Below are 21,985 nucleotides of genomic sequence, written 5' to 3'. Positions count from 1 at the left end.
AGGCTGCTCGTTCTCGATTCCCCCCGAACGCTACCTTCCGGCCACGCCCCCGTCCCGAGGGGGCCTTGAGGAGTGCCGGTATCGTTGCTGACGGTCGGCCGCTTCGTAGACTTCCCCGTATCCGGGGGCGCGATGCATTCGTATGAATGAACAAGCCAAGCCGCCCGCACCAACCGCTTCCCCGAGAAAGGGCCCCACCGTGGCCGCCAAGCCCGTGGCCAAGCGCCTCGTCGTGCTGGTCTCCGGATCCGGCACCAATCTGCAGGCGCTGCTGGACGAGATCGACCGGGCCGGCGCCGAGGCCTACGGCGCCCGGATCGTGGCCGTCGGCGCGGACCGGGAGGGCGTCGAGGGGCTCGCCCGCGCCGAGCGCGCCGGGCTCCCCACCTTCGTGTGCAAGGTCAAGGACCACGCCACCCGGCAGGAGTGGGATGCCGCCCTCGCCGAGGCCGTGGCCGCGCACGAGCCCGACCTCGTGGTCTCCGCCGGGTTCATGAAGATCGTCGGCAAGGAGTTCCTCGCACGGTTCGGCGGGCGGTTCGTGAACACCCACCCGGCTCTGCTGCCCAGTTTTCCCGGGGCCCACGGCGTCCGTGACGCGCTCGCGTACGGCGCCAAGGTCACCGGCTGCACCGTCCACTTCGTCGACGACGGCGTCGACACCGGGCCGATCATCGCCCAGGGCGTGGTCGAGGTCCGGGACGAGGACGACGAGAGCGCTCTGCACGAGCGCATCAAGGAAGTCGAGCGAAGGCTGCTCGTCGAGGTCGTGGGGCGGCTCGCCCGCAACGGCTATCGCATTGAGGGACGAAAGGTAGTTATCCAGTGACCGCCACCGCCGAGAGCACCAAGCGGCCCATTCGCCGGGCGCTCGTCAGCGTCTACGACAAGACCGGCCTGGAAGACCTCGCGCGCGGACTGCACGAGGCCGGTGTGGAGCTGGTCTCCACCGGGTCCACGGCCGGCCGGATCGCCGCCGCCGGCGTGCCCGTCACCAAGGTCGAGGAGTTGACCGGCTTCCCCGAGTGCCTGGACGGCCGGGTGAAGACGCTGCACCCGAGGGTGCACGCGGGCATCCTCGCCGACCTGCGGCTGGACAGCCACCGGGAGCAGCTCGCCGAACTGGGTGTGGAGCCGTTCGACCTGGTCGTCGTGAACCTGTACCCGTTCCGGGAGACCGTCGCCTCCGGGGCCTCGGACGACGAGTGCGTGGAGCAGATCGACATCGGCGGTCCGTCGATGGTCCGCGCCGCCGCCAAGAACCACCCGTCCGTCGCCGTGGTGACCAGCCCCGAGCGCTACGCCGACGTCCTCGCCGCCGTCCAGGCCGGCGGCTTCGACCTCACCACCCGCAAGCGGCTGGCCGCCGAGGCCTTCCAGCACACGGCCGCGTACGACGTGGCGGTGGCGAGCTGGTTCGCCAGTTCCTACGCGCCCGTCGACGAGTCCCGGTTCCCCGACTTCCTCGGCGCCACCTGGGAGCGCGCGCACACCCTGCGCTACGGCGAGAACCCGCACCAGCCCGCCGCCCTCTACGTCGACGGCAGCCGTGCCGGTCTCGCCGAGGCCGAGCAGCTGCACGGCAAGGAGATGTCGTACAACAACTACACGGACACGGACGCCGCCCGCCGTGCCGCGTACGACCACGACGAGCCCTGCGTCGCGATCATCAAGCACGCCAACCCGTGCGGCATCGCGATCGGCGCGGACGTCGCCGAGGCGCACCGCAAGGCGCACGCCTGCGACCCGGTGTCCGCGTACGGCGGTGTGATCGCGGTGAACCGGCCGGTCAGCAAGGAGCTGGCCGAGCAGGTCGCGGAGATCTTCACCGAGGTCATCGTCGCGCCCGACTACGAGGACGGTGCCCTCGAGGCGCTGACCAAGAAGAAGAACCTCCGGGTGCTCAAGGCCCCGAACGGTCCCGGGGGCGCGGTCGAGGTCAAGGCCATCGACGGCGGCGTGCTGCTGCAGGAGACCGACCGTCTGCAGGCCGACGGCGACGACCCGGCGGGCTGGACGCTCGCGAGCGGCGAGGCGCTGAGCGCGCAGGAGCTGAGGGAACTCGCCTTCGCCTGGAAGGCGTGCCGCGCGGTGAAGTCGAACGCCATCCTGCTGGCCAAGGACGGGGCCTCGGTCGGCGTCGGCATGGGCCAGGTCAACCGGGTCGACTCCTGCAAGCTGGCCGTCGAGCGGGCCGGGGAGGAGCGGGCGCGCGGCTCCTTCGCCGCCTCGGACGCGTTCTTCCCGTTCCCCGACGGCCCGGAGATCCTCATCGGCGCGGGTGTCCGGGCGATCGTCCAGCCCGGTGGCTCCATCCGTGACGACGCGGTCGTCGAGGCCGCCAAGAAGGCCGGCGTGACCATGTACTTCACGGGGACGCGCCACTTCTTCCACTGAGCGCGGGAACAGCGCCGGCAGACGCCGAGGGCCGTGTCCCTCCCCTCGAAGGGGGCGGGACACGGCCCTCGGCGGTCAGCCGGTCAGCCGGTCAGTGGCTCACCGGTCCACCGGTGCGCTCGCTCACTTGGTGCGGATCACGATCGAGCCGCAGACCTTGTCGGCGAACGTCTGACGCTTGCTGTCCCACGCCGGCCACAGCCAGCCGAGGTAGCAGGCGAGGCTGTCGAGGAAGTGGGCGAGACGGCGCACGAACGCCATGCCGACGCCGAGCGGCTCGCCGGTGGCCTCCTTGACCAGGCGGATGCCCATCGCCTTCTTGCCGACCGTCTGACCGGTGCGGCCCTCCTGGATCAGCTGCCAGATCGCCAGCGCGATCAGCGCGATGGCGCCGACCCCCATGAGCGCCGCGTTGTTCTTGCCGACGATGACCAGGATGTACGGCACCAGGAAGACCAGGCCGTCGACCAGGGTGCCGAGGAAACGCTGCCCCCAGTTCGCGTACGACGGCTGGACGCCGTAGCCGGCCTGCTGCGGGTAACCGGGGTAGCCGGGCTGCTGCGGGTAGCCGTAGCCCTGCTGCGGCGGCACGCCCTGCGGGGCCTGCTGGTAGCCGGGCTGCTGCGGCTGGCCGTAACCCTGCTGCGGGTCCTGCGGCTGGCCATAAGGGTTGTTGGGAGCGCCGAAACTCATGGCTGGATTCCTCCGTTGACACTGCGGGGACGACGCGGAAGGCACGGAGGATCGTCAAGAACTGAGCGGTTTGCCCCCCCAACCGGACCGCGATACTGCGTCGCTCATCGTTGTGGCTGGACATGTACTTGTCCAGCCACATTCGAGAGGCGTTGTACAAGTGCAACATCCTTGATCATGAGCGGACATTACGGGGTACCCGGATTGGAACCCGGAGCCGGTCATCCGCGAGGATGGAACCATGACCGCCCAGATTCTCGATGGCAAGGCCACCGCAGCCGCGATCAAGTCCGATCTGACCGCCCGCGTCGCGGCGCTGAAGGAGAAGGGCGTCACGCCCGGCCTCGGCACGATCCTGGTCGGGGACGACCCCGGCAGCCAGAAGTACGTCGCCGGCAAGCACCGCGACTGCGCGCAGGTCGGCATCGCCTCCATCCAGCGCGAACTGCCGGGCACCGCCACCCAGGAGGAGATCGAGGCGGTCGTACGCGAGCTGAACGAGGACCCAGCCTGCACCGGCTACATCGTCCAGCTGCCGCTGCCCAGGGGCATCGACGAGAACCGCATCCTGGAGCTGATGGACCCGGCCAAGGACGCGGACGGCCTGCACCCGATGAACCTCGGCCGCCTGGTCCTCAACGAGCCCGCCCCGCTGCCCTGCACCCCCAACGGCATCCTCACCCTGCTGCGCCGCCACGGCGTCGAGATCAAGGGCGCCGAGGTCGTGGTCGTCGGCCGCGGTGTCACCATCGGCCGCCCGATGCCGCTGCTGCTCACCCGGCGCAGCGAGAACGCCACCGTGACCCAGTGCCACACCGGCACCCGCGACCTGTCGGCGCACCTCAAGCGCGCGGACATCGTCATCGCGGCCGCCGGAGTCGGACATCTCATCCGGCCCGAGGACGTCAAGCCGGGCGCCGCCGTCCTGGACGTCGGTGTCTCCCGCAACGCCGAAGGCAAGATCGTCGGCGATGTCCACCCCGGGGTCGCCGAGGTGGCCGCCTGGATCTCCCCGAACCCGGGCGGCGTGGGCCCGATGACCCGTGCCCAGCTGCTCGTCAACGTGGTCGAGGCGGCGGAGCGCAGTGCCGGTTGAGGACGACGGCACCACCACCGAACCGACCGCCCGCGACGCGATCAGCGCCCCGGACGCCGAGGGGCGCCCGAGGCGCGTCACCCGCCGCTTCCCGCTGTTCACCCGGGACACCGCCCGACCCGAGGGCGGCGGCCGGGCCGCGTCCCGGGACGCCCCGGCGCCCGCCCGGCAGTGGCCGTTGCTCGTCGTGCTGGCGTCGGTCGGACTCGGCCTGCTGCTCACCGCCCTCGACGTCTTCCGCTACGGCACCCTGCTGATCGGCGCCGCCCTGCTGGCCGGCGCGGTCCTGCGCTGGATGCTGCCGAGCGTCGGCATGCTCGCGGTGCGCTCCCGGTTCACGGACATCGTCACCTACGGCGTCCTGGGCCTGGTGATCGTGCTGCTGGCGATGATGGCCCAGCCCAAGCCATGGCTGGAGATCCCGTTCCTGAAGGACACGCTCCACTTCACGATGAGGAAGTGAGCCCGCGCGGAAGCGACCCTCCGCCCTCCGCCCTCCGCCCCCGCCCTCCGCTGTCGCCGAGGACGACGACCACCCGACCTCCCGTGTGGTGGCCGTTGTCCTCGCCTGAGCACTCTGTGACCAGGGATGTCACGCCCGTGTCTCCACTGTGTCGATGCCTTGACAAGGTGGGGGATGGGGTACGAACACCCCGTAGAAGCGGGCTAACGTGTACAAGCGGGGGACAAGAGGGGGGAAAGCAATGCCTCGTTGGAAAGCCTTGCCGGATGAACTCGACCCGCAGGTGCGGGAGTTCACGAGCCAGCTGCGGCGGCTCGTGGACCGTGGCGGACTGAGCATCGCGGCGCTGGCCGACCGCACGGGCTACAGCAAGACGTCGTGGGAGCGCTACCTCAACGGCCGGCTCCTCGCACCGAAGGGCGCGATCGTCGCGCTCGCCGAGGTCACCGGCACCCATCCCGTCCATCTGACGACCATGTGGGAACTTGCCGAACGGGCCTGGAGCCGTTCGGAGATGCGCCACGACATGACCATGGAGGCCATCCGGATCTCCCAGGCACGCGCCGCGCTCGGGGAGTTCGGCGGCCCGCCGGTGGGCACCAACGGCACGGCGGGTACGGCGGGCAGGACGGGCACGGCCCGAAAGAGCGGCGGTACGGTCGTCACGCCGGGGATCGCGGGACCCGCGGGCGTCTCGCCGACGATCCCGCCGCAGCCGACGGCGCCGGACGCGGACGCACGCGAGCGGGAGGGGGCCAAACGCGGCCCCGGATCCACCGCGGGGGGCAACTCCCTGCGGCCGGGTTCGCCGTCAGGTTGGCCTTCGTCCCAGCCTCCATCTCCATCTCCATCTTCTCCGTCTCCGTCTCAGTCTCCGTCTCTGTCTCCTTCTCCGTCTCCATCTCCGACTCCGTCCTCGCCTTCGCCTTCGGGCGGTCCCCCGGGACCCGGCGGTGACGCGTCCGCGGGCAGGCGGCGGCTGACCATGTTCCTCGCGGGCGTCGGCAGTGTGCTCGTCGTCATCGCCGCCGTCTTCTTCCTCACCGGCGGGGGCGCCAAGAAGAACGAGAGCGCGGCCAAGTCGGCCTCCCCGTCCGCCACCGTCGGCGCCAGGCTGCCCGCCGGGGTCAAGTGCTCCGGTTCCGGCTGCACCGGCAAGGACGCGGAGAGCATGGGGTGCAGCGGCAGCCTGGTGACCACGACCAGGACCGCCGCCGTCGGCGCGGCCACCCTGGAGGTCCGCTACAGCAAGACCTGCGGTACGGCGTGGGGGCGGATCACCGGCGCGGCACGGGGCGACCAGGTGCAGGTCCTGGTGGGCAAGGTCAGGAAGACGGGCGACATCACGACCACCGGGGACACCATCGCGTACACGCCGATGGTGGCCGTGCAGGACGCGGCCCAGGCCAGGGCCTGCGCCAGGCTGGCCTCCGGGGTGACCGGCTGCACCAGGTGAGCAGGCGAAGAAGGAGATTGTGAAAACAACCGGGTGACACATGCATGCCCCCGGCGGGATCGGGCAGGCGACAGTTACCCCCACGGGAGTCCGGACACCGGATACCCCCCCCACGGCGGCCGCCTCCGTCCCCACCTCTCCCGGACGGACGGGCGGCCGCCGCTCTGCGTGGCGCGGGTTTCTGCGCCGGGGGAGGGAGTTCGCTCACTCTGTGGGCCGGGCCACACCGACCCGGACGTCCGGGATCCCGGAGGCGCGATAGCCTGACCGGTGGATCTCTCTTGATACCAAGAGATCGATCATCTGTACGTCCCACCCGGACGACCACCGCCAGCTGTCCTACGGAGAACGCCATGACCCGCACTCCCGTGAACGTCACCGTCACCGGCGCGGCCGGCCAGATCGGTTACGCCCTGCTCTTCCGCATCGCCTCAGGCCAGCTGCTCGGCGCGGACGTGCCGGTCAAGCTCCGTCTGCTGGAGATCACCCCGGCGCTGAAGGCCGCCGAGGGCACGGCCATGGAGCTGGACGACTGCGCGTTCCCGCTCCTGCAGGGCATCGACATCACGGACGACCCGAACGTGGCCTTCGACGGCACCAACGTCGCTCTCCTGGTGGGCGCCCGCCCGCGCACCAAGGGCATGGAGCGCGGTGACCTGCTCGAGGCAAACGGCGGCATCTTCAAGCCGCAGGGCAAGGCCATCAACGACCACGCGGCGGACGACATCAAGGTCCTCGTGGTCGGCAACCCGGCCAACACCAACGCGCTCATCGCGCAGGCCGCCGCCCCGGACGTACCGGCCGAGCGCTTCACCGCGATGACCCGTCTGGACCACAACCGCGCGCTGACCCAGCTCGCGAAGAAGACGGGCAGCACGGTCGCCGACATCAAGCGCCTGACCATCTGGGGCAACCACTCCGCCACCCAGTACCCGGACATCTTCCACGCCACGGTCGCCGGCAAGAACGCCGCCGAGACCGTGAACGACGAGAAGTGGCTGGCGGAGGACTTCATCCCGACCGTCGCCAAGCGCGGCGCCGCCATCATCGAGGCCCGTGGCGCCTCCTCGGCCGCGTCGGCCGCCAACGCCGCCATCGACCACGTGTACACCTGGGTCAACGGCACCGCGGACGGCGACTGGGCCTCCATGGGCATCCCGTCGGACGGCTCCTACGGCGTCCCGGAGGGCCTGATCTCCTCCTTCCCGGTCACCACCAAGGACGGCAAGTACGAGATCGTCCAGGGCCTGGAGATCAACGAGTTCTCCCGCGCCCGCATCGACGCCTCCGTCAAGGAGCTGGAGGAGGAGCGCGAGGCGGTCCGCTCCCTCGGCCTGATCTGACGCCGTCCGTCCGAGCGACGACACTTACCACACCGGTCCCCGGCCGCTACGACAGCGGCCGGGGACCGGTGCGTTGGGGGCGCCCACCGGCAGCGGACGTCATCCGGCCGAGTCGCTGCGCGGCTGCGTACGGGACCTGATCACCCGGCACCCCTCGGCCACCGCCCCCGGTGAGCGGCCGCCGGCCCAGGCCCGTCGTCCGGGAGGCGTGTCATGGACGCCTTCCATTTCTGAGCCTTTTGTTCCAGTATGTCCGAATCCCCAGTGATGCGGCGCACTTTCGGCCATCGATTGCGCATGCAATCCAAGGTCGGGGGCAGGCGATAGCGGTCCCCGAGAGTGACACCGGTGTGACACAGGGGTACTGAACAGGAACGGAAGGCAATACCGATCATGGCGGACAGAACGGAACGAACGGCCGAGGCGACGATCCATGCCGGAGGCGAGTGGCTGGAAGCGGCCTCCGGTGCCACGCGCGAGATCCTCGACCCCGCGGACGCCCGGCCCTTCGCCGTGGTCGCCGAGGGTGACGAGAAGGACGCCGAACGCGCGGTGGCCGCGGCCCGCCGCGCCTTCGACGCCGGCGACTGGCCACGCACCCCGGTCACCGAGCGCGCCGCCCTGCTGCGCCGGGTCGCCGACCTGCTCGTTCGCGACCGCGAGGAACTCGGTCTGCTGGAGAGCAGGGACGCGGGCAAGACCGTCGAGGAGGGCCGCGTCGACATCGACTGTGTCGCCGACGCCTTCCGCTACTTCGCCGACCTGGTCGCCGCCGAGTCCCCGGGCCGGGTCGTCGACGCGGGCTCGCCCGACGTCCATAGCGTCGTCGTCCACGAGCCGGTCGGCGTCTGCGCACTGATCACCCCCTGGAACTACCCCCTCCTGCAAGCCAGTTGGAAGATCGCCCCGGCACTCGCGGCCGGCAACACCTTCGTGGTCAAGCCCAGCGAGATCACCCCGATGACCACCATCGCGCTGATCGAACTGCTCATCGAGGCCGGGCTGCCCGCCGGAGCCGCCAACCTGGTCACCGGCCCCGGCCACACCGTCGGCGCCCGGCTGGCCGAACACCCCGACGTTGACCTCGTCTCCTTCACCGGCGGCCTGGTCAGCGGCACCAAGGTCGCCCAGGCCGCCGCCCCGACCGTCAAGAAGGTCGCCCTCGAACTCGGCGGCAAGAACCCCAACGTGGTCTTCGCCGACGCCTGCGCCACCGAGGAGGGCTTCGACACCGCCGTCGACCAGGCCCTCAACGCCGCCTTCATCCACAGCGGCCAGGTCTGCTCGGCCGGCGGCCGTCTCATCGTCGAGGAGTCCGTCCGGGACCGCTTCGTCGCCGAACTCGCCCGCCGGGCCGAGAAGATCCGCCTCGGCCGGGGCACCGAGGACGGCGTGGAGTGCGGCCCGCTCGTCTCCGAGCAGCAGCGCGCCAAGGTCGAGGCGTACGTCGCCTCGGCGCTGGAGGAGGGCGCGGCCCTGCGCGCCGGCGGCGGCCGGCCCGCACCCTCACCCGAGCGGCCGGAGTCCGGCTACTTCTACCGGCCGACCGTCCTCGACCGCTGTCACCGCGAGATGCGCGTGGTCCGCGAGGAGGTATTCGGGCCGGTCCTCACCGTGGAGACCTTCCGCACGGAGGACGAGGCGGTGTTCCTGGCCAACGACACCGAGTACGGCCTCGCGGGCGCCGTCTGGACCTCCGACGCGGGCCGGGCGCGCAGGGTCGCGGGCCGGCTGCGGCACGGCACCGTCTGGATCAACGACTTCCACCCCTACCTCCCGCAGGCGGAGTGGGGCGGCTTCGGCAAGAGCGGCACCGGTCGCGAGCTGGGGCCCGCCGGGCTCGCCGAGTACCGCGAGACCAAGCACGTCTACCAGAACCTCGCGCCGAAGCCGGTGCGCTGGTTCGCCGGCTGAGCCCCACCGGGCCCCGCTCCCATCGGGCCCCGCTCCCACCGATCCCCGCCGACCTCCCACCGATCCCCGCCGACACCGAGCCCCGCCGCCACCGGGCCCCGCTCCCACCGAAACTCGCTGCTGTCCCCACCCCCACTGGAGTAGTACCCCGATGTCCCACACGCCCCACACCTACGACTACGTCGTGATCGGCGGCGGAACCGCGGGTTCCGTGATCGCCTCCCGTCTCACGGAGAATCCGGACGTCACCGTCGCCGTCATCGAGGGCGGACCCAGTGACGTGGGCCGTGACGACGTCCTCACCCTGCGCCGCTGGATGGGCCTGCTCGGCGGCGACCTCGACTACGACTACCCGACCACCGAACAGCCGCGCGGCAACTCCCACATCCGGCACAGCCGCGCCCGCGTCCTCGGCGGCTGTTCCTCCCACAACACCCTCATCGCCTTCAAGCCCCTTCCCTCCGACTGGGACGAGTGGGAGGCGGCCGGCGCCAAGGGCTGGGGCGCCGTCCCCATGGAGGCCTACTACGCCCGCCTCCTCAACAACATCGTCCCGGTCGACGAGAAGGACCGGAACGCCATCGCCCGCGACTTCGTCGACTCCGCCCAGTCAGCGCTCGGGGTACCCCGGGTCGAGGGGTTCAACCGCAAGCCGTTCACCGAGGGCGTCGGCTTCTTCGACCTGGCCTACCACCCGGAGAACAACAAGCGGTCCTCCGCCTCGGTGGCGTACCTGCACCCGGTGATGGACGAGCGCCCCAACCTGACCATCCTGCTGGAGACCTGGGCGTACCGGCTGGAACTGAACGGCACCCGCGCCGAGGGCGTCCACGTGCGTACCAAGGACGGCGAGGAACTGCTGATACGGGCCCGCACCGAGGTCCTGCTGTGCGCCGGCGCCGTCGACTCGCCCCGGCTGCTCCTGCACTCCGGCATCGGCCCCCGCAAGGACCTGGAGGCGCTCGGCATCCCGGTCGCCCACGACCTGCCCGGCGTCGGTGAGAACCTGCTCGACCACCCCGAGTCGGTGATCGTCTGGGAGACGAACGGGCCGATCCCGGAGAACTCCGCGATGGACTCCGACGCGGGCCTGTTCGTGCGCCGCGACCCCGAACACGCCGGTCCGGACCTGATGTTCCACTTCTACCAGGTCCCCTTCACCGACAACCCGGAGCGCCTCGGCTACCGGCGGCCGGAGTTCGGCGTCTCGATGACCCCGAACATCCCCAAGCCGAAGAGCCGCGGCCGGATCTTCCTGACCAGCGCGGACCCCGCCGTGAAGCCCGCCCTGGACTTCCGTTACTTCACCGACGAGGACGACTACGACGCCCGTACCCTCGTCGACGGCATCCGCATCGCCCGCGAGATCGCCCGCACCGAACCGCTGGCCGGCTGGCTCAAGCGCGAGGTGTGCCCGGGCCCGGACATCCTCGGCGACGCCGAGCTGAGCGAGTACGCCCGCAAGGTCGCGCACACCGTCTACCACCCAGCGGGCACCTGCAAGATGGGCGCCGACGACGACGAACTGGCCGTCGTCGACCCCGAGTTGAAGATTCGCGGCCTCGACGGCATCCGTATCGCCGACGCGTCCGTGTTCCCGACCATGCCCGCCGTGAACCCCATGATCGGGGTGCTCATGGTCGGGGAGAAGGCCGTCGACCTGATCGGAGGTGGTGTGCGATGACCATCACGCCCGCCACACGCAAACCGCCCACCACGAACGCTCCCGTCTTCGCCGTCGACGGACTGTGGAAGGTGTTCGGCCCGAAGGCCGACCGCGTCCCCGCCGACCCCGAACTGACCTCGCTCGACCCGGCCGAACTGCGCTCCCGCACCGGGTGCACGGCCGCCGTCCGGGACGTCTCCTTCGACGTCCGCAAGGGCGAGGTCTTCGTCGTCATGGGCCTGTCCGGCTCCGGCAAGTCCACCCTGGTGCGCTGTCTGACCCGGCTCATCGAGCCGACCTCCGGCACGATCGCCATCGACGGCGAGGACGTCCGCTCCATGGACCGCACCCGGCTGCGCGAACTGCGCCGCCACCGCGCCGCGATGGTCTTCCAGCACTTCGGACTGCTCCCGCACCGCACGGTCATCGACAACGTGGCGTACGGCCTGGAGATCCAGGGCGTCGCCAGGGCCGAACGCCGGGCCCGGGCCCAGGAGGTCGTCGACAAGGTCGGCCTGGAGGGCATGGAGAAGCGCCGGCCCGGCCAGCTCTCCGGCGGCCAGCGCCAGCGCGTCGGCCTCGCCCGCGCGCTCGCCGTCGACCCCGAGGTGCTGCTCTTCGACGAGCCGTTCAGCGCGCTCGACCCGCTGATCCGGCGGGACATGCAGGACGAGGTGGTGCGCCTGCACCGCGAGGAGGGCCGCACGATGGTCTTCATCACCCACGACCTGTCCGAGGCCCTCAAGCTCGGCGACCGCATTGCCCTGATGCGCGACGGCCGCGTGGTCCAGCTCGGCACCCCGGAGGAGATCGTCGGCTCCCCGGCCGACGACTACGTCCGCGAATTCGTCCGGGACGTACCGCGCGAGCAGGTGATGACGGTCCGTACGGCGATGAAGCCAGGCGACTGCGGCGGCCCCGACCACCCCGGCGCCCTCCCCCCGAACGCGGTGGTCGCCGACGCGATCCGGGCCGTGGCGCTGGGCGGCAGGCCCGCCTGCGTGGTGGAGGACGGCCGTTGCCTGGGGGTGGTGGACCACGAGCGGCTGCTCGCCGTGGTCGCCGGAACGGAGAAGCTCAAGGAGGCCGCGTGATGGCCTCCGTCACCACCGCTTCCGCCCCCCGTCTCGCGCTGCCCGCCGTCCTGCGCCGCCCCGGCGCCCGCAAGCTGCTGGCCCTCGCGCTCCTCGCCGCCGTCCTCGTGCCCCTCGCCGACTCCCGCTGGGCGAGCGGCAGCTGGCCGCACGCGCTGACCGTCGACCTGTCCAAGCCCCTCACCAGCGCCAGCACCTGGGTCATCGACAACCGGGACAGCCACCCCCTGTTCCTGTACTTCTTCGGCTACATCAGCAACGCCGTCGTCCTGTCCGTACGCGCCGTCTACCTCACCCTGCTCGCCGCGGGCTGGGCCGGCGTCACCGCGTTCGGCGCGCTCGTCGCCTGGCGGGTGGCCGGTGTCCGGCTCGCCCTCGGTACCGCCGTCGCCTTCCTGACCTGCGGTGTCCTCGGCATGTGGGTGCCGACCATGCAGACCCTCGCGCTGATGGTGGTCGCCGTACTCGCCTCCGTCGTCGTCGGCTTCGTCCTCGGCCTCGGCGCCGGGCTCTCCGACCGCCTCGACCGCGCCCTGCGCCCGGTCCTGGACACCATGCAGGTGCTCCCGGCCTTCGCGTACCTCCTCCCCGTCGTCCTGGTCTTCGGCATCGGCGTCCCCGCGGCCGTCCTCGCCACCGTCGTCTACGCCGCCCCGCCGATGGCCCGCCTGACCGCGCTCGGTCTGCGCGGCGCCGACCCCGAGGTCCTGGAGGCCGTGGAGTCGCTCGGCGCCACGGGCCGCCAGCGGCTGCTGACCGCCCGCATCCCGCTCGCCCGCAAGGAACTCCTGCTCGGCCTCAACCAGACGATCATGATGGCCCTGTCCATGGCCGTCATCGCCTCCGTCATCGGCGCCGGCGGCCTCGGCGACCGCGTCTACCAGGCGCTCGCCTCCGTCGACGTCGGCGCCGCCCTCGCCGCCGGCATCCCCATCGTGCTGCTCGCCGTGGTCCTGGACCGGGTCACCGCCGCCGCCGGACAGGGCACCGGCACCGAGCGGCCCCGGACGATCGGGTGGCCCTACGCCCTCGCCGTCACGGTCGCCCTGGCCGTGGCCTTCCGGCTGCTGGGCAGCGCCGACTGGTCCGACTCCTGGACGCTGAACATCGCCGAGCCCGTCAACCGCGCCGTCGACTGGATGACCGCCCACCTCTACTCCGGTGTCCCGGTCGTCGGCGGCACCGCGGACTGGGCGGCCCACTTCACCACCTGGGTCCTCGACCCCCTGCGCGGCGGCCTGCAGTGGCTGCCCTGGTGGTCGGTGCTGCTGATCGTGGCCGCGCTGGCCTGGCTGATCGGCACCTGGCGCACCGCCCTGACCGCCGTCCTCGCGATGGCCGCGATCGGTGTGCTCGGCGTGTGGGAGCCGTCCCTGGACACCCTCGCCCAGGTACTCGCGGCCGTCGCGGTCACCCTGGTCCTCGGCATCGCCACCGGCATCGCCGCGGCCCGCAGCGACCGCTTCGAACGCGCCCTGCGTCCCGTCCTGGACGTCTTCCAGACGATGCCGCAGTTCGTGTACCTGATCCCGGTCGTCGCCCTGTTCGGCGTCGGCCGTGCCCCGGCGGTCGCGGCCGCCGTGGTCTACGCCCTGCCCGCGGTCGTCCGGATCACCGCGCAGGGCCTGCGCCAGGTGGACCCGGCCGCGCTGGAGTCCGCCCGCTCGCTCGGCGCCACCGGCCGCCAGCAGCTCTGGCAGATCCAGCTCCCGCTCGCCCGGCGCTCCCTGCTGCTCGCCGTCAACCAGGGCGTGGTCCTGGTGCTGGCCGTCGTCATCATCGGCGGCCTGGTCGGCGGCGGCGCCCTCGGCTACAACGTCGCCTTCGGCCTCGCCCAGGGCGACCTGGCGACCGGACTCGTGGCGGGCGCCGCGATCGTCTGCCTCGGCCTGGTCCTGGACCGGGTGACCCAGCCGACCGAACGCCGCGCGAGGAAGGGAGCCTGACATGCGACTTCGCGCAATCGCCGGAGCGGGCGCGCTGCTGCTGCTGACCGGCTGCGGCGCCGCCGACATGACCAAACAGGCCTCGCCGTTCGCCAACGCCCAGGGCTCGAAGACCGTCACCCTGTCCGTCCAGTCCTGGGTCGGCGCCCAGTCCAACGTGGCCGTCGCCCAGTACCTGCTGGAACACGAGCTGGGCTACCGCGTCGACACCGTCCAGGTCGACGAGGTCCCCGCCTGGGACGCGCTCAGCCAGGGCCGGGTCGACGCCATCCTGGAGGACTGGGGCCACCCGGACCAGGAGAAGCGGTACGTCGACGACAAGAAGACGATCGCGCGCGGCGGCGACCTCGGGGTGACCGGCCACATCGGCTGGTTCGTGCCGACCTACCTGGTCAAACAGCACCCCGACATCACGAACTGGAAGAACCTCGACAAGTACGCCTCCCTCTTCCGCACCGCGGAGAGCGGCGGCAAGGGCCAGCTGATGGACGGCTCCCCGTCCTACGTCACCAACGACAAGGCGCTGGTGCAGAACCTGAAGCTGGACTACCAGGTGGTGTTCGCCGGCTCCGAGGCCGCCCAGATCACCCAGATGAAACAGTTCGCCAAGGAGAAGAAGCCCTTCCTGACCTACTGGTACTCACCGCAGTGGCTGTTCAAGAAGGTCCCGATGACCGAGGTGCAGCTGCCGCCGTACAAGGAGGGCTGCGACGCGGACCCGGCGAAGGTGGCCTGCGCCTATCCGCACACCCCGCTGCAGAAGTACCTCAACACGGACTTCTCCCGCCACGGCGGCAGGGCGGCGGCCTTCCTGAAGAAGTTCAAGTGGACGACCGAGGACCAGAACGAGGTCTCCCTGATGATCGCCGACCAGAAGCTGACGCCGGAGGCGGCGGCGAAGAAGTGGGTGGACAGCCACCCCAAGGTGTGGAAGGCGTGGCTGTCCTGACGGCCGTCACCGCATCAGCTGTTCGGCCATCCCCCGCAGCGCCAGTGCCGCCCAGCGCTGCAGCCCCGGCCCGAACGTGACGCGGGTGGCCCCGAGTTCACCGAGTTCGGTGGGCGAGGGGCCACCGCCGTCCAGCCGGGCCCCGACATTGAGCGGCCCCTCGACCCCCGAGCGCAGCAGCGGCAGTACGGTCACCGGAGCACCGATCGGATAGACGCAGTCGGCACCCGCGGCGACGTACAGCGCCGCACGCTCGATGGCCCGCTCGGGGGAGCCGTCCCCGTGCGCGAAGACGTCGACACGGGCGTTGACGAAGAGCCGGTCACCGGCCGCGTGCCGCACCTCGGCGAGCCAGTCCGCGTGCCGTCGTGGGTCCCTGAGGACACCGCCGTCCGAGTCCTCCAGGTTGCAGCCCACGGCCCCCGCCTCCAGCAGCCGCTCCACCAGTTCCCCCGGCGCCAGCCCGTAGCCGCCCTCGACGTCCGCCGACACCGGCACGTCCACCGCCCGGCAGATGCGCGCCACCGCAGCGAACATCTCGTCGGCCGGGACCGCCCCGTCCGCGTACCCGAGCGAGGCGGCGACGCCCGCGCTCGGGGTGGCCAGCGCAGGGAAGCCGGCCTCGGTGAACACCCGCGCGCTGGCCGCGTCCCAGGGGCCGGGCAGGACCAAGGGATCTCCCTGCGCGGGCCTTCTGTGCAGGGACCGGAAGACGTCGACGCCGCTCACCCGCGCTGCCCCGGCCGGTAGTGGCCGGGTGTCATCCGGGTGGTCACCGCGATCCGGTTCCACGCGTTGATCACCGTGATCGAGGCGATCAGATGCGCCAGCTCGGCCTCCCCGAAGTGCTTGGCGGCCTTCTCGTACACCTCGTCAGGGACGAAGCCGTCGGTGAGGACGGTGACCGCCTCCGTCAGCTCGATCGCCGCCAGCTCCTTCTCGGTGTAGAAGTGCCGGGACTCCTCCCACGCGCCGAGCTGCACGATCCGCTCCACGCTCTCCCCGGCCGCCAGGGCGTCCTTGGTGTGCATGTCGAGACAGAAGGCGCAGTGGTTGAGCTGCGAGGCGCGGATCTTCACCAGCTCGAAGAGGGTGGGGTCGAGGCCCTGCTTGGCGGCCGCGTCCAGGCGGACCATGGCCTGGTAGACCTCGGGCGCGTGCTGGGCCCAGGGCATGCGGGGCGGCTGTTCGGCCGCGTACTCGACGGTCTCTCGGGTGCTTTCCTCTGTGGTCATGTCCCGACCCTAGGAGCGAGGCAGCCCAGGAGTATGGTCCATTTCCATGCCAGAAACCTGGGCCACTCTGGGCGTCGACCTGCATCTGGAAACGACCCGCGCGGGCGGTCTGCGCCGGGGCCTGACCGACGCGCTGCGGGACGCCGTCCGCACCGGCCGCCTCGCCCCCGGCACCCGGCTGCCCTCCTCCCGGTCCCTCGCCGCCGACCTCGGCATCGCCCGCAACACGGTCGCCGACGCCTACGCCGACCTGGTCGCCGAGGGCTGGCTCACGGCCCGGCAGGGGTCGGGCACACGGGTGACGGAGCGGACGCCGGCCCGGCCGTCCAGCACCCCGCACCCCGGCCGGCGCACACCCTCCCGGCCGGCCTACGATCTCGCCCCCGGCACCCCCGACCTGGCCTCCTTTCCCCGCACGGCCTGGCTCAAGGCATCCCGCCGGGCCCTCACCCTCGCCCCGTACGACGCCCTCGGCTACAGCGATCCCTACGGCCGCGTGGAGCTGCGGACCGCCCTGGCCGACTACCTGGCGCGGGCCCGCGGGGTCCGCGCGCACCCCGACCGCATCGTCATCTGCTCCGGCTTCGCGCACGGCCTGATGCTGCTCGGCCAGGTGCTCCGGGCCAGGGGGCTGGACTCGCTGGCGGTCGAGTCGTACGGGCTGCCGGCCCACTGGCGGCTGCTGGAGCGGGCCGGCCTGCGGACCGTACCGCTGGGCCTGGACGAACGCGGCACCCGCACCGAGGAGCTCGCGGCGGGCGAGCCGGCCGGCCCGCGCGCCGTGCTGCTCACGGCGGCGCACCAGTTCCCGACCGGCGGGGCGCTGCACCCCGACCGGCGGGCCGCGGTGGTGGACTGGGCGCGGCGCGTCGACGGTCTGATCCTGGAGGACGACTACGACGGCGAGTTCCGCTACGACCGGCAGGCGGTGGGCGCGCTGCAGGGCCTCGACCCCGACCGGGTGGTGTACCTGGGCACCGCCAGCAAGTCCCTCACCCCTGGCCTGCGCCTGGGCTGGCTGGTGCTGCCGCCGTCGGCCGTCGACGAGGTCGTGGCGGCCAAGGGCGGGGTGGACTGGTCCTGCGGGGTGCTGGACCAGCTGACGCTGGCGGAGTTCATCACGTCCGGCGCCTACGACCGACACGTCCGCTCGTCCCGGCTGCGCTACCGCCGCCGCCGGGACGCCCTGGTCGCCGAACTCGCCCGCCGGGCCCCCTCGGTGCGCGCCACCGGCATCGCGGCGGGCCTGCACGTGGTGCTGAGCCTCCCGCCGGGCGGCGAGGACGCGGCCCAGCGGGCGGCCGCCTGGCACGCCCTCGAGGTGCACGGTCTGCACGGCTACCGGCACCCGGAGTCGACCGCGGAGCGCCGGGACGCGCTGGTCGTCGGGTACGGGACACCCCCCGACCACGCCTGGACGGGGGCGCTGGACGCGCTGTGCGCGGCGCTGGCCGAATAACCGGTTTCTTTTTCCGTCTCTTTTCCGGTTTCCGTTCCCGGTGGTATTCGGGCGTATAGAGTCACCCCATGAGCACTGTCGATCCCGTAGCCCGCGTGGCGCTGAAGAAAATCACCCCCGATGTCTCCGCGGCCATGGGCTCCCTGCACGGCGCCGCCGTTTCGGCGGCCCAGGACGCCGAGGTCGAACCCGAAATCCTGGAACTGGTCAGGATCCGCGCCTCACAGCTCAACGGCTGCGCGTTCTGTCTCGACATGCACACCAAGGACGCCCGCGCCCAGGGTGAGACCGAGCAGCGGATCTACGCCCTGAACGCCTGGCGGGAGACGCCCTTCTTCACCGGACGGGAGCGCGCCGCACTGGCGTTGACCGAGGCCGTGACCCTGGTCCACGACGGCCACGTACCGGACGCCGTCTACGCCGAGGCCGCCGGGGTCTTCGACGAGCGACAGGTCGCGGCCCTCATCTGGGCGGCCACGGTCATCAACGCCTACAACCGGATCGCGATCGCCACCCGAATGGTTCCCGGCGCCCACCAGCCGACTCGGAAATAACCCCGACAGGAATTCGGGCAAGGGGGAAAGGCGCCGGGTCGAAGACGATTCGATCCGGCGCCTTTCCGTAATCCGCCGCTCTGTAATCCGCCGCTCTGTAATCCGCCGCTCTGTAATCCGCTGCCCGGCGCCTATACGTCCGGCAGCGGTTCCATGCTGTCGTCCAGCCACGCCCGCCATTCAGGCGCCCGCACCGCCTCGGCCGCCCGCAGGCGCCTGCCCGTCCAGCCCGTCACCGGCCGGATCCCGTGCAGCGCGTTGACCAGCCACACCTCCCGGCCGTCCAGTTCGGCGACCGTCCGTTCGCGATGGGCGACCCGGACGCCCGAACGCAGGGCCCGCGCCTGGATGAGACCGACGGTCACGCCGGGCAGCAGGGGCAGCTGCGGCGCGGGCAGGCAGAGGGTGTCGCCCTCCCACCACAGCACGCTGGCGGTGGCCGCCTCCAGCACCACACCCGACGGCGTGACCAGCACCGCCTCCTGGGCACCCGCCCCGGACGCCCGGTCCCGTACCCGGGCCAGGGCGTCCAGGTCCGGCCCCTTGCGGCGCGGCACGGTACGCGGATCGGTCTGACCCGCCGCCCACACCCGCACCTCGGCGCCGAGCGGCGGAGCGGGCCGCAGCAGCAGCCGCAACTCACCCGAACCGGCGGCGAGTTCGACCCGGGGGAACCACTCGCCGGTGCGTGGCAGCGCGTCGGTCATCACATGCCAGAACTCCAGCAGCCGCAGCACGGACGGCCCGCCGGCCTCGCCGCAGGCCCGCACGAAGCGCTCCCGGTGCCGGTCGAGGCCGCGCACCCGGCCGTCGCGCACCAGCCACGAGTCGGCGACGAGCAGCCGCCCGCCGACCGGCGGACCGCAGACCAGCCCGCTCCCTGGTGTCCACGTCAACAGTTCCTCGGCCACCGCCGGTCGGGTCACAGCCGCTCCTTCCTCAGTACGTGCCGCTGCATTCAGTACGTGCCGCCGACGAGAGCCGCTGCCCCGTGGCGGGGCCCGTACGGCGCGTGTTCCAGCCATGAACCGCACCAGGGCAGCACCGGCGCCAGGGCCGCCGCCGCCCGCTGCTTGACCCGGACGATCCGGCGCCGTGGCCGCAGATGGTCCAGCGCGGTCCCGGCGGCGGCACTGTTGAACAGCGCCGCCGCCCGCCGCACCTCGGCGAAGCCGGCGACCGCCTCGGGCGTCCCGGCGGCGACGGCCCGCGCCGCCGCCGTCGCGTCGGCTATGCCGCTGTTCATGCCCCGTGCCCCGAACGGCGGGAAGAGATGCGCCGCCTCACCGGCGAGCAGCACCCGCCCGTGCGGGTCGGTGAACGAGGCCGCGACCTTGCGCAGGAAGCGGTACGTCGACACCCACAGGACGCGTTCCCCGTACCCCTCGCCGACGGCCGCCGGCAGCCACCGCCGTACCGCGTCCTCGCCGCCGAACTCCTCCCGCACGTCGTCGTCCCGGCACTGCAGGTCCACCTGGAAGCCCCCGGTGAACGGCACCCGCATCACACTGCGTCCGCCGAGCCCCGGGTGCTCGTAGTGGAAGACCCGCTCCAGCGGCAGCTCGGCGTCCGGCACGTCGGCCACGTCCACGACGACATGGAAGCCGTCCCCGTGCGTCCCCTCCATGCGGATGCCCAGCGCCGCCCGGACCGCCGAGCGGGCGCCGTCCGCGGCGATCACGTGCCGAGCCGTCCAGGACCGGCCGTCCGCCGCGGTCAGCACCGCCCCGGCGGCGCTGGTGCGTACCCGCGCCACCTCCGCATCCCAGACGAACTCCACCCCGGCCGCCTCGCAGGCGGCGAGCAGGAAGCGCTCGGTGTCCGTCTGGCGCAGGCTGGTGAAGGGCGGGAGCCCGGACGGCGCCGACGCCGGCCGGAAGGTGCGGGAGTACACCTCACGGCCCCGGTACAGCGTGCGCCGGGTGTGCCAGGTGCGCCCGTACGCCGTGATCTCGGCGGCCAGTCCCGGGCGTACGCCGTCCAGCAGCCGCAGCGTCTCCCGGTGCACGAACAGGGCCCGGCTGCCGGGCCGCCGGCGGCCCTCGGGGCCGGCCTCCAGCAGGAGGACGGGCAGACCGTGGGCGCGCAGGCCGAGCGCCGCCGACAGACCCACCGGGCCGGCGCCGACCACGACCACCGGGGTCACGCGTGGACGCCCTGGGTCAGCATGCGGGTGATCTCCACCCGTTTCACCTTCCAGGTGGCGGTCATCGGCAGCTCCTCGAACCGCCACTGCCTGGGCTCGGCCATCGCGGGCAGGTCGGCGGTGGCCTCCCGCCAGCGCTCCGGGTCCAGCGGCCGCTCGCCCCGGACGCACACCACCGGCACCGGTTCGTGGTCCGCGCCGGGCACGATGACCACCTCCCGCAGCTCCTCGAGACGGGACATCAGCGTGTCCTCGACCTCCAGGTTGCTGCGCACGGAGTCCAGCCGGTCGGTCTCACGGTCCATCAGGTGCAGCGCGCCGAGCCGGTCCCGGTATCCCAGGTCGCCCATCTGCCACCATTCTCCGTCCAGTTGGCGCTCGTAGTGGTCCCGGGCGCCCAGGTAGGTGAGGATGCGGCCCCGGGTGCGGGCCTCGATCCGGCCGGGCGTGCCGGGCCGGGCCGGCCTGCCGTCGGGGCCGGTGACACGGACGCGGGTGAAGCCGGGTATCCCGGTGCCCACCCGGCGGCCGTCCGCCCGGGAGGCGCTGCGCCGGGTGAACCACTGGAACGCCACCGGCCCCGTCTCGCTCTGCCCGTACAGCTGGATCAGCCAGGGCGCCCGGCGGCCGGAGGCGTCCAGCAGCCGCCGTACGGTGCGCGGGTGGATGGCGTCGAACGTCGAGCCGTAGGACCGGACCCGGGACAGCGGCGCGCCGGGCGCGTCGGCCAGTTCCTCCCACAGCACGAACGTGTTGGGGTGCGTCTCCACGATCCCGGGCCGGTGCCGGGACAGCAGCGGGCCCACCGACGCCGGTTCGGGGTCGGTGATCAGCACCAGCGGGCTGCCGAAGTGCAGCAGGACGCCGAGCAGATGGTAGAAGCGGGAGTGCACGAAGGACATGTGCAGCGCCGCCGTCTCGCCGCGCGTGGGCCAGCCCATCGCCTTCTGCGGGACGAGCCGGTTCCACATGGTGTTCGCGCAGTGCACGGCGAGCTTGGGCACACCGGTGGTGCCCGAGCTGTGGGTGATCAGGGCGGGTTCGCGCGGGTGCAGCCGGACCGGCGCGGGAGCCTCGGCTCCGGTGTACTTCTCCAGCGGTTCGGCGCCGGGCGCGTCGTCCACCGACAGCGTCCGCGAGACCAGACAGGAGAGGTCGAGGTCCCGCAGCGGGCCCTCCAGCCTCGCCCGGTCGGTGACCAGCCAGGGCCGCCGCAGCCGCCCCAGCAACTGCCCGACGACCGGACCGGCCAGCCCCGGCGACAGCAGCACGGGCACCGCGCCGATCCGGGAGACGGCGCAGGTCAGCAGCACGATGTCGACGTTGTCCGCCTTGTGCACCACGACCTGCTCCGAGGGCCGTACCCCGGCCTGCCACAGCCGGCCGGACAGCTCCTCCACGACGTCGGCCAGCAGCGGGTAGCCGAGGTCGACGCCCAGCGCAGGGTTCACGTCCAGCGGCCGGTCCAGGGTGACGAAGACGTCTCCGTGCCGGTCGGCGGCCTGCCGGAACACCGGGCCCAGATAGAACCCGCGATCGGCGAACAGGGGCCGCTGTGCCATGTGCCCCCTCCT

Annotated in this window: 19 protein-coding genes; 13 read left to right on the top strand and 6 right to left on the bottom strand. The window is 72.1% G+C overall.

The window, feature by feature from the left end:
* Positions 1-199: 199 nt before the first annotated feature.
* Both purN and purH read left to right on the top strand, forming a co-directional pair.
* Complete coding sequence (purN, locus tag ACFYMM_RS02465) at positions 200-829, top strand: phosphoribosylglycinamide formyltransferase (RefSeq protein WP_388383009.1); 630 nt, start codon at positions 200-202, stop codon at positions 827-829.
* A complete protein-coding gene (purH, locus tag ACFYMM_RS02460) occupies positions 826-2,397 on the top strand; it encodes a bifunctional phosphoribosylaminoimidazolecarboxamide formyltransferase/IMP cyclohydrolase (protein WP_388383007.1) in 1,572 nt (523 codons plus the stop codon). Before purN ends, purH begins: the two co-directional genes overlap by 4 nt.
* A 123-nt stretch (positions 2,398-2,520) precedes the next feature.
* On the opposite strand, the gene ACFYMM_RS02455 is transcribed toward purH, so the two are convergent.
* Positions 2,521-3,090, bottom strand: a complete 570-nt coding sequence (locus ACFYMM_RS02455; RefSeq protein ID WP_388383005.1) for an RDD family protein — start codon at positions 3,088-3,090, stop codon at positions 2,521-2,523.
* A gap of 241 nt (positions 3,091-3,331) precedes the next feature.
* On the opposite strand from ACFYMM_RS02455, the gene ACFYMM_RS02450 reads away from it, so the two are divergent.
* The 9 genes from ACFYMM_RS02450 to ACFYMM_RS02410 all read left to right on the top strand — a co-directional run bounded on the left by ACFYMM_RS02450 (position 3,332) and on the right by ACFYMM_RS02410 (position 15,017).
* Positions 3,332-4,186, top strand: coding sequence for a bifunctional methylenetetrahydrofolate dehydrogenase/methenyltetrahydrofolate cyclohydrolase (locus tag ACFYMM_RS02450; RefSeq protein WP_388383003.1), 855 nt, complete (start codon positions 3,332-3,334; stop codon positions 4,184-4,186).
* Positions 4,176-4,649 (top strand): DUF3017 domain-containing protein, encoded by a 474-nt coding sequence (locus ACFYMM_RS02445; protein ID WP_388383001.1) that lies wholly within the window; start codon positions 4,176-4,178, stop codon positions 4,647-4,649. The genes ACFYMM_RS02450 and ACFYMM_RS02445 overlap by 11 nt, the downstream gene beginning before the upstream one ends.
* Positions 4,650-4,908: 259 nt before the next feature.
* Positions 4,909-6,105, top strand: coding sequence for a helix-turn-helix domain-containing protein (locus ACFYMM_RS02440; protein WP_388382999.1), 1,197 nt, complete (start codon positions 4,909-4,911; stop codon positions 6,103-6,105).
* Positions 6,106-6,458: 353 nt separating this feature from the next.
* Positions 6,459-7,448: a malate dehydrogenase gene (locus tag ACFYMM_RS02435; RefSeq protein ID WP_388382997.1), complete on the top strand. Its 990-nt coding sequence runs from the start codon at positions 6,459-6,461 to the stop codon at positions 7,446-7,448.
* A gap of 393 nt (positions 7,449-7,841) precedes the next feature.
* On the top strand, positions 7,842-9,362 hold the full coding sequence (locus ACFYMM_RS02430; RefSeq protein ID WP_388382995.1) for an aldehyde dehydrogenase family protein: 1,521 nt from the start codon (positions 7,842-7,844) through the stop codon (positions 9,360-9,362).
* A 151-nt stretch (positions 9,363-9,513) separates the two neighbouring features.
* Positions 9,514-11,046, top strand: coding sequence for a GMC family oxidoreductase (locus ACFYMM_RS02425; protein ID WP_388382992.1), 1,533 nt, complete (start codon positions 9,514-9,516; stop codon positions 11,044-11,046).
* Positions 11,043-12,122 carry a glycine betaine/L-proline ABC transporter ATP-binding protein gene (locus ACFYMM_RS02420; RefSeq protein ID WP_388382990.1) on the top strand — a complete coding sequence of 360 codons (1,080 nt, stop codon included), beginning with the start codon at positions 11,043-11,045 and terminating at the stop codon, positions 12,120-12,122. Before ACFYMM_RS02425 ends, ACFYMM_RS02420 begins: the two co-directional genes overlap by 4 nt.
* Positions 12,122-14,068, top strand: coding sequence for an ABC transporter permease (locus ACFYMM_RS02415; protein WP_388382989.1), 1,947 nt, complete (start codon positions 12,122-12,124; stop codon positions 14,066-14,068). The genes ACFYMM_RS02420 and ACFYMM_RS02415 overlap by 1 nt, the downstream gene beginning before the upstream one ends.
* A gap of 1 nt (position 14,069) precedes the next feature.
* Entirely contained in the window at positions 14,070-15,017 is a 948-nt protein-coding gene (locus ACFYMM_RS02410) for an ABC transporter substrate-binding protein (protein ID WP_388382987.1), read from the top strand.
* Positions 15,018-15,023: 6 nt separating this feature from the next.
* On the opposite strand, the gene ACFYMM_RS02405 is transcribed toward ACFYMM_RS02410, so the two are convergent.
* Positions 15,024-15,746: an isocitrate lyase/phosphoenolpyruvate mutase family protein gene (locus ACFYMM_RS02405; protein ID WP_388382985.1), complete on the bottom strand. Its 723-nt coding sequence runs from the start codon at positions 15,744-15,746 to the stop codon at positions 15,024-15,026.
* The gene (locus ACFYMM_RS02400; RefSeq protein ID WP_388382984.1) at positions 15,743-16,252 is read right to left on the bottom strand and encodes a carboxymuconolactone decarboxylase family protein; all 510 of its coding nucleotides are present in this window, start codon (positions 16,250-16,252) and stop codon (positions 15,743-15,745) included. Before ACFYMM_RS02400 ends, ACFYMM_RS02405 begins: the two co-directional genes overlap by 4 nt.
* Positions 16,253-16,298: 46 nt before the next feature.
* Between ACFYMM_RS02400 and ACFYMM_RS02395 the strand changes: the two genes are divergently transcribed.
* Entirely contained in the window at positions 16,299-17,711 is a 1,413-nt protein-coding gene (locus ACFYMM_RS02395) for a PLP-dependent aminotransferase family protein (protein WP_388382983.1), read from the top strand.
* Between the two features lie 68 nt (positions 17,712-17,779).
* Positions 17,780-18,265, top strand: coding sequence for a carboxymuconolactone decarboxylase family protein (locus tag ACFYMM_RS02390; protein WP_388382981.1), 486 nt, complete (start codon positions 17,780-17,782; stop codon positions 18,263-18,265).
* A 131-nt stretch (positions 18,266-18,396) separates the two neighbouring features.
* Here ACFYMM_RS02390 and ACFYMM_RS02385 read toward each other — a convergent pair whose 3' ends face one another.
* From ACFYMM_RS02385 to ACFYMM_RS02375, 3 genes are read right to left on the bottom strand one after another with little or no spacing between them, the layout of a single operon-like run.
* Entirely contained in the window at positions 18,397-19,191 is a 795-nt protein-coding gene (locus ACFYMM_RS02385) for an aminotransferase class IV (RefSeq protein WP_388382979.1), read from the bottom strand.
* A 32-nt stretch (positions 19,192-19,223) separates the two neighbouring features.
* Positions 19,224-20,411, bottom strand: coding sequence for an FAD-dependent monooxygenase (locus tag ACFYMM_RS02380; RefSeq protein ID WP_388382977.1), 1,188 nt, complete (start codon positions 20,409-20,411; stop codon positions 19,224-19,226).
* Positions 20,408-21,973, bottom strand: a complete 1,566-nt coding sequence (locus tag ACFYMM_RS02375; protein WP_388382975.1) for a class I adenylate-forming enzyme family protein — start codon at positions 21,971-21,973, stop codon at positions 20,408-20,410. Before ACFYMM_RS02375 ends, ACFYMM_RS02380 begins: the two co-directional genes overlap by 4 nt.
* Positions 21,974-21,985 lie beyond the last annotated feature (12 nt).

This window comes from Streptomyces sp. NPDC006739, assembly GCF_042869815.1.
GTDB lineage: Bacteria > Actinomycetota > Actinomycetes > Streptomycetales > Streptomycetaceae > Streptomyces.
This window is presented reverse-complemented; position numbering and strand designations above follow the sequence as displayed.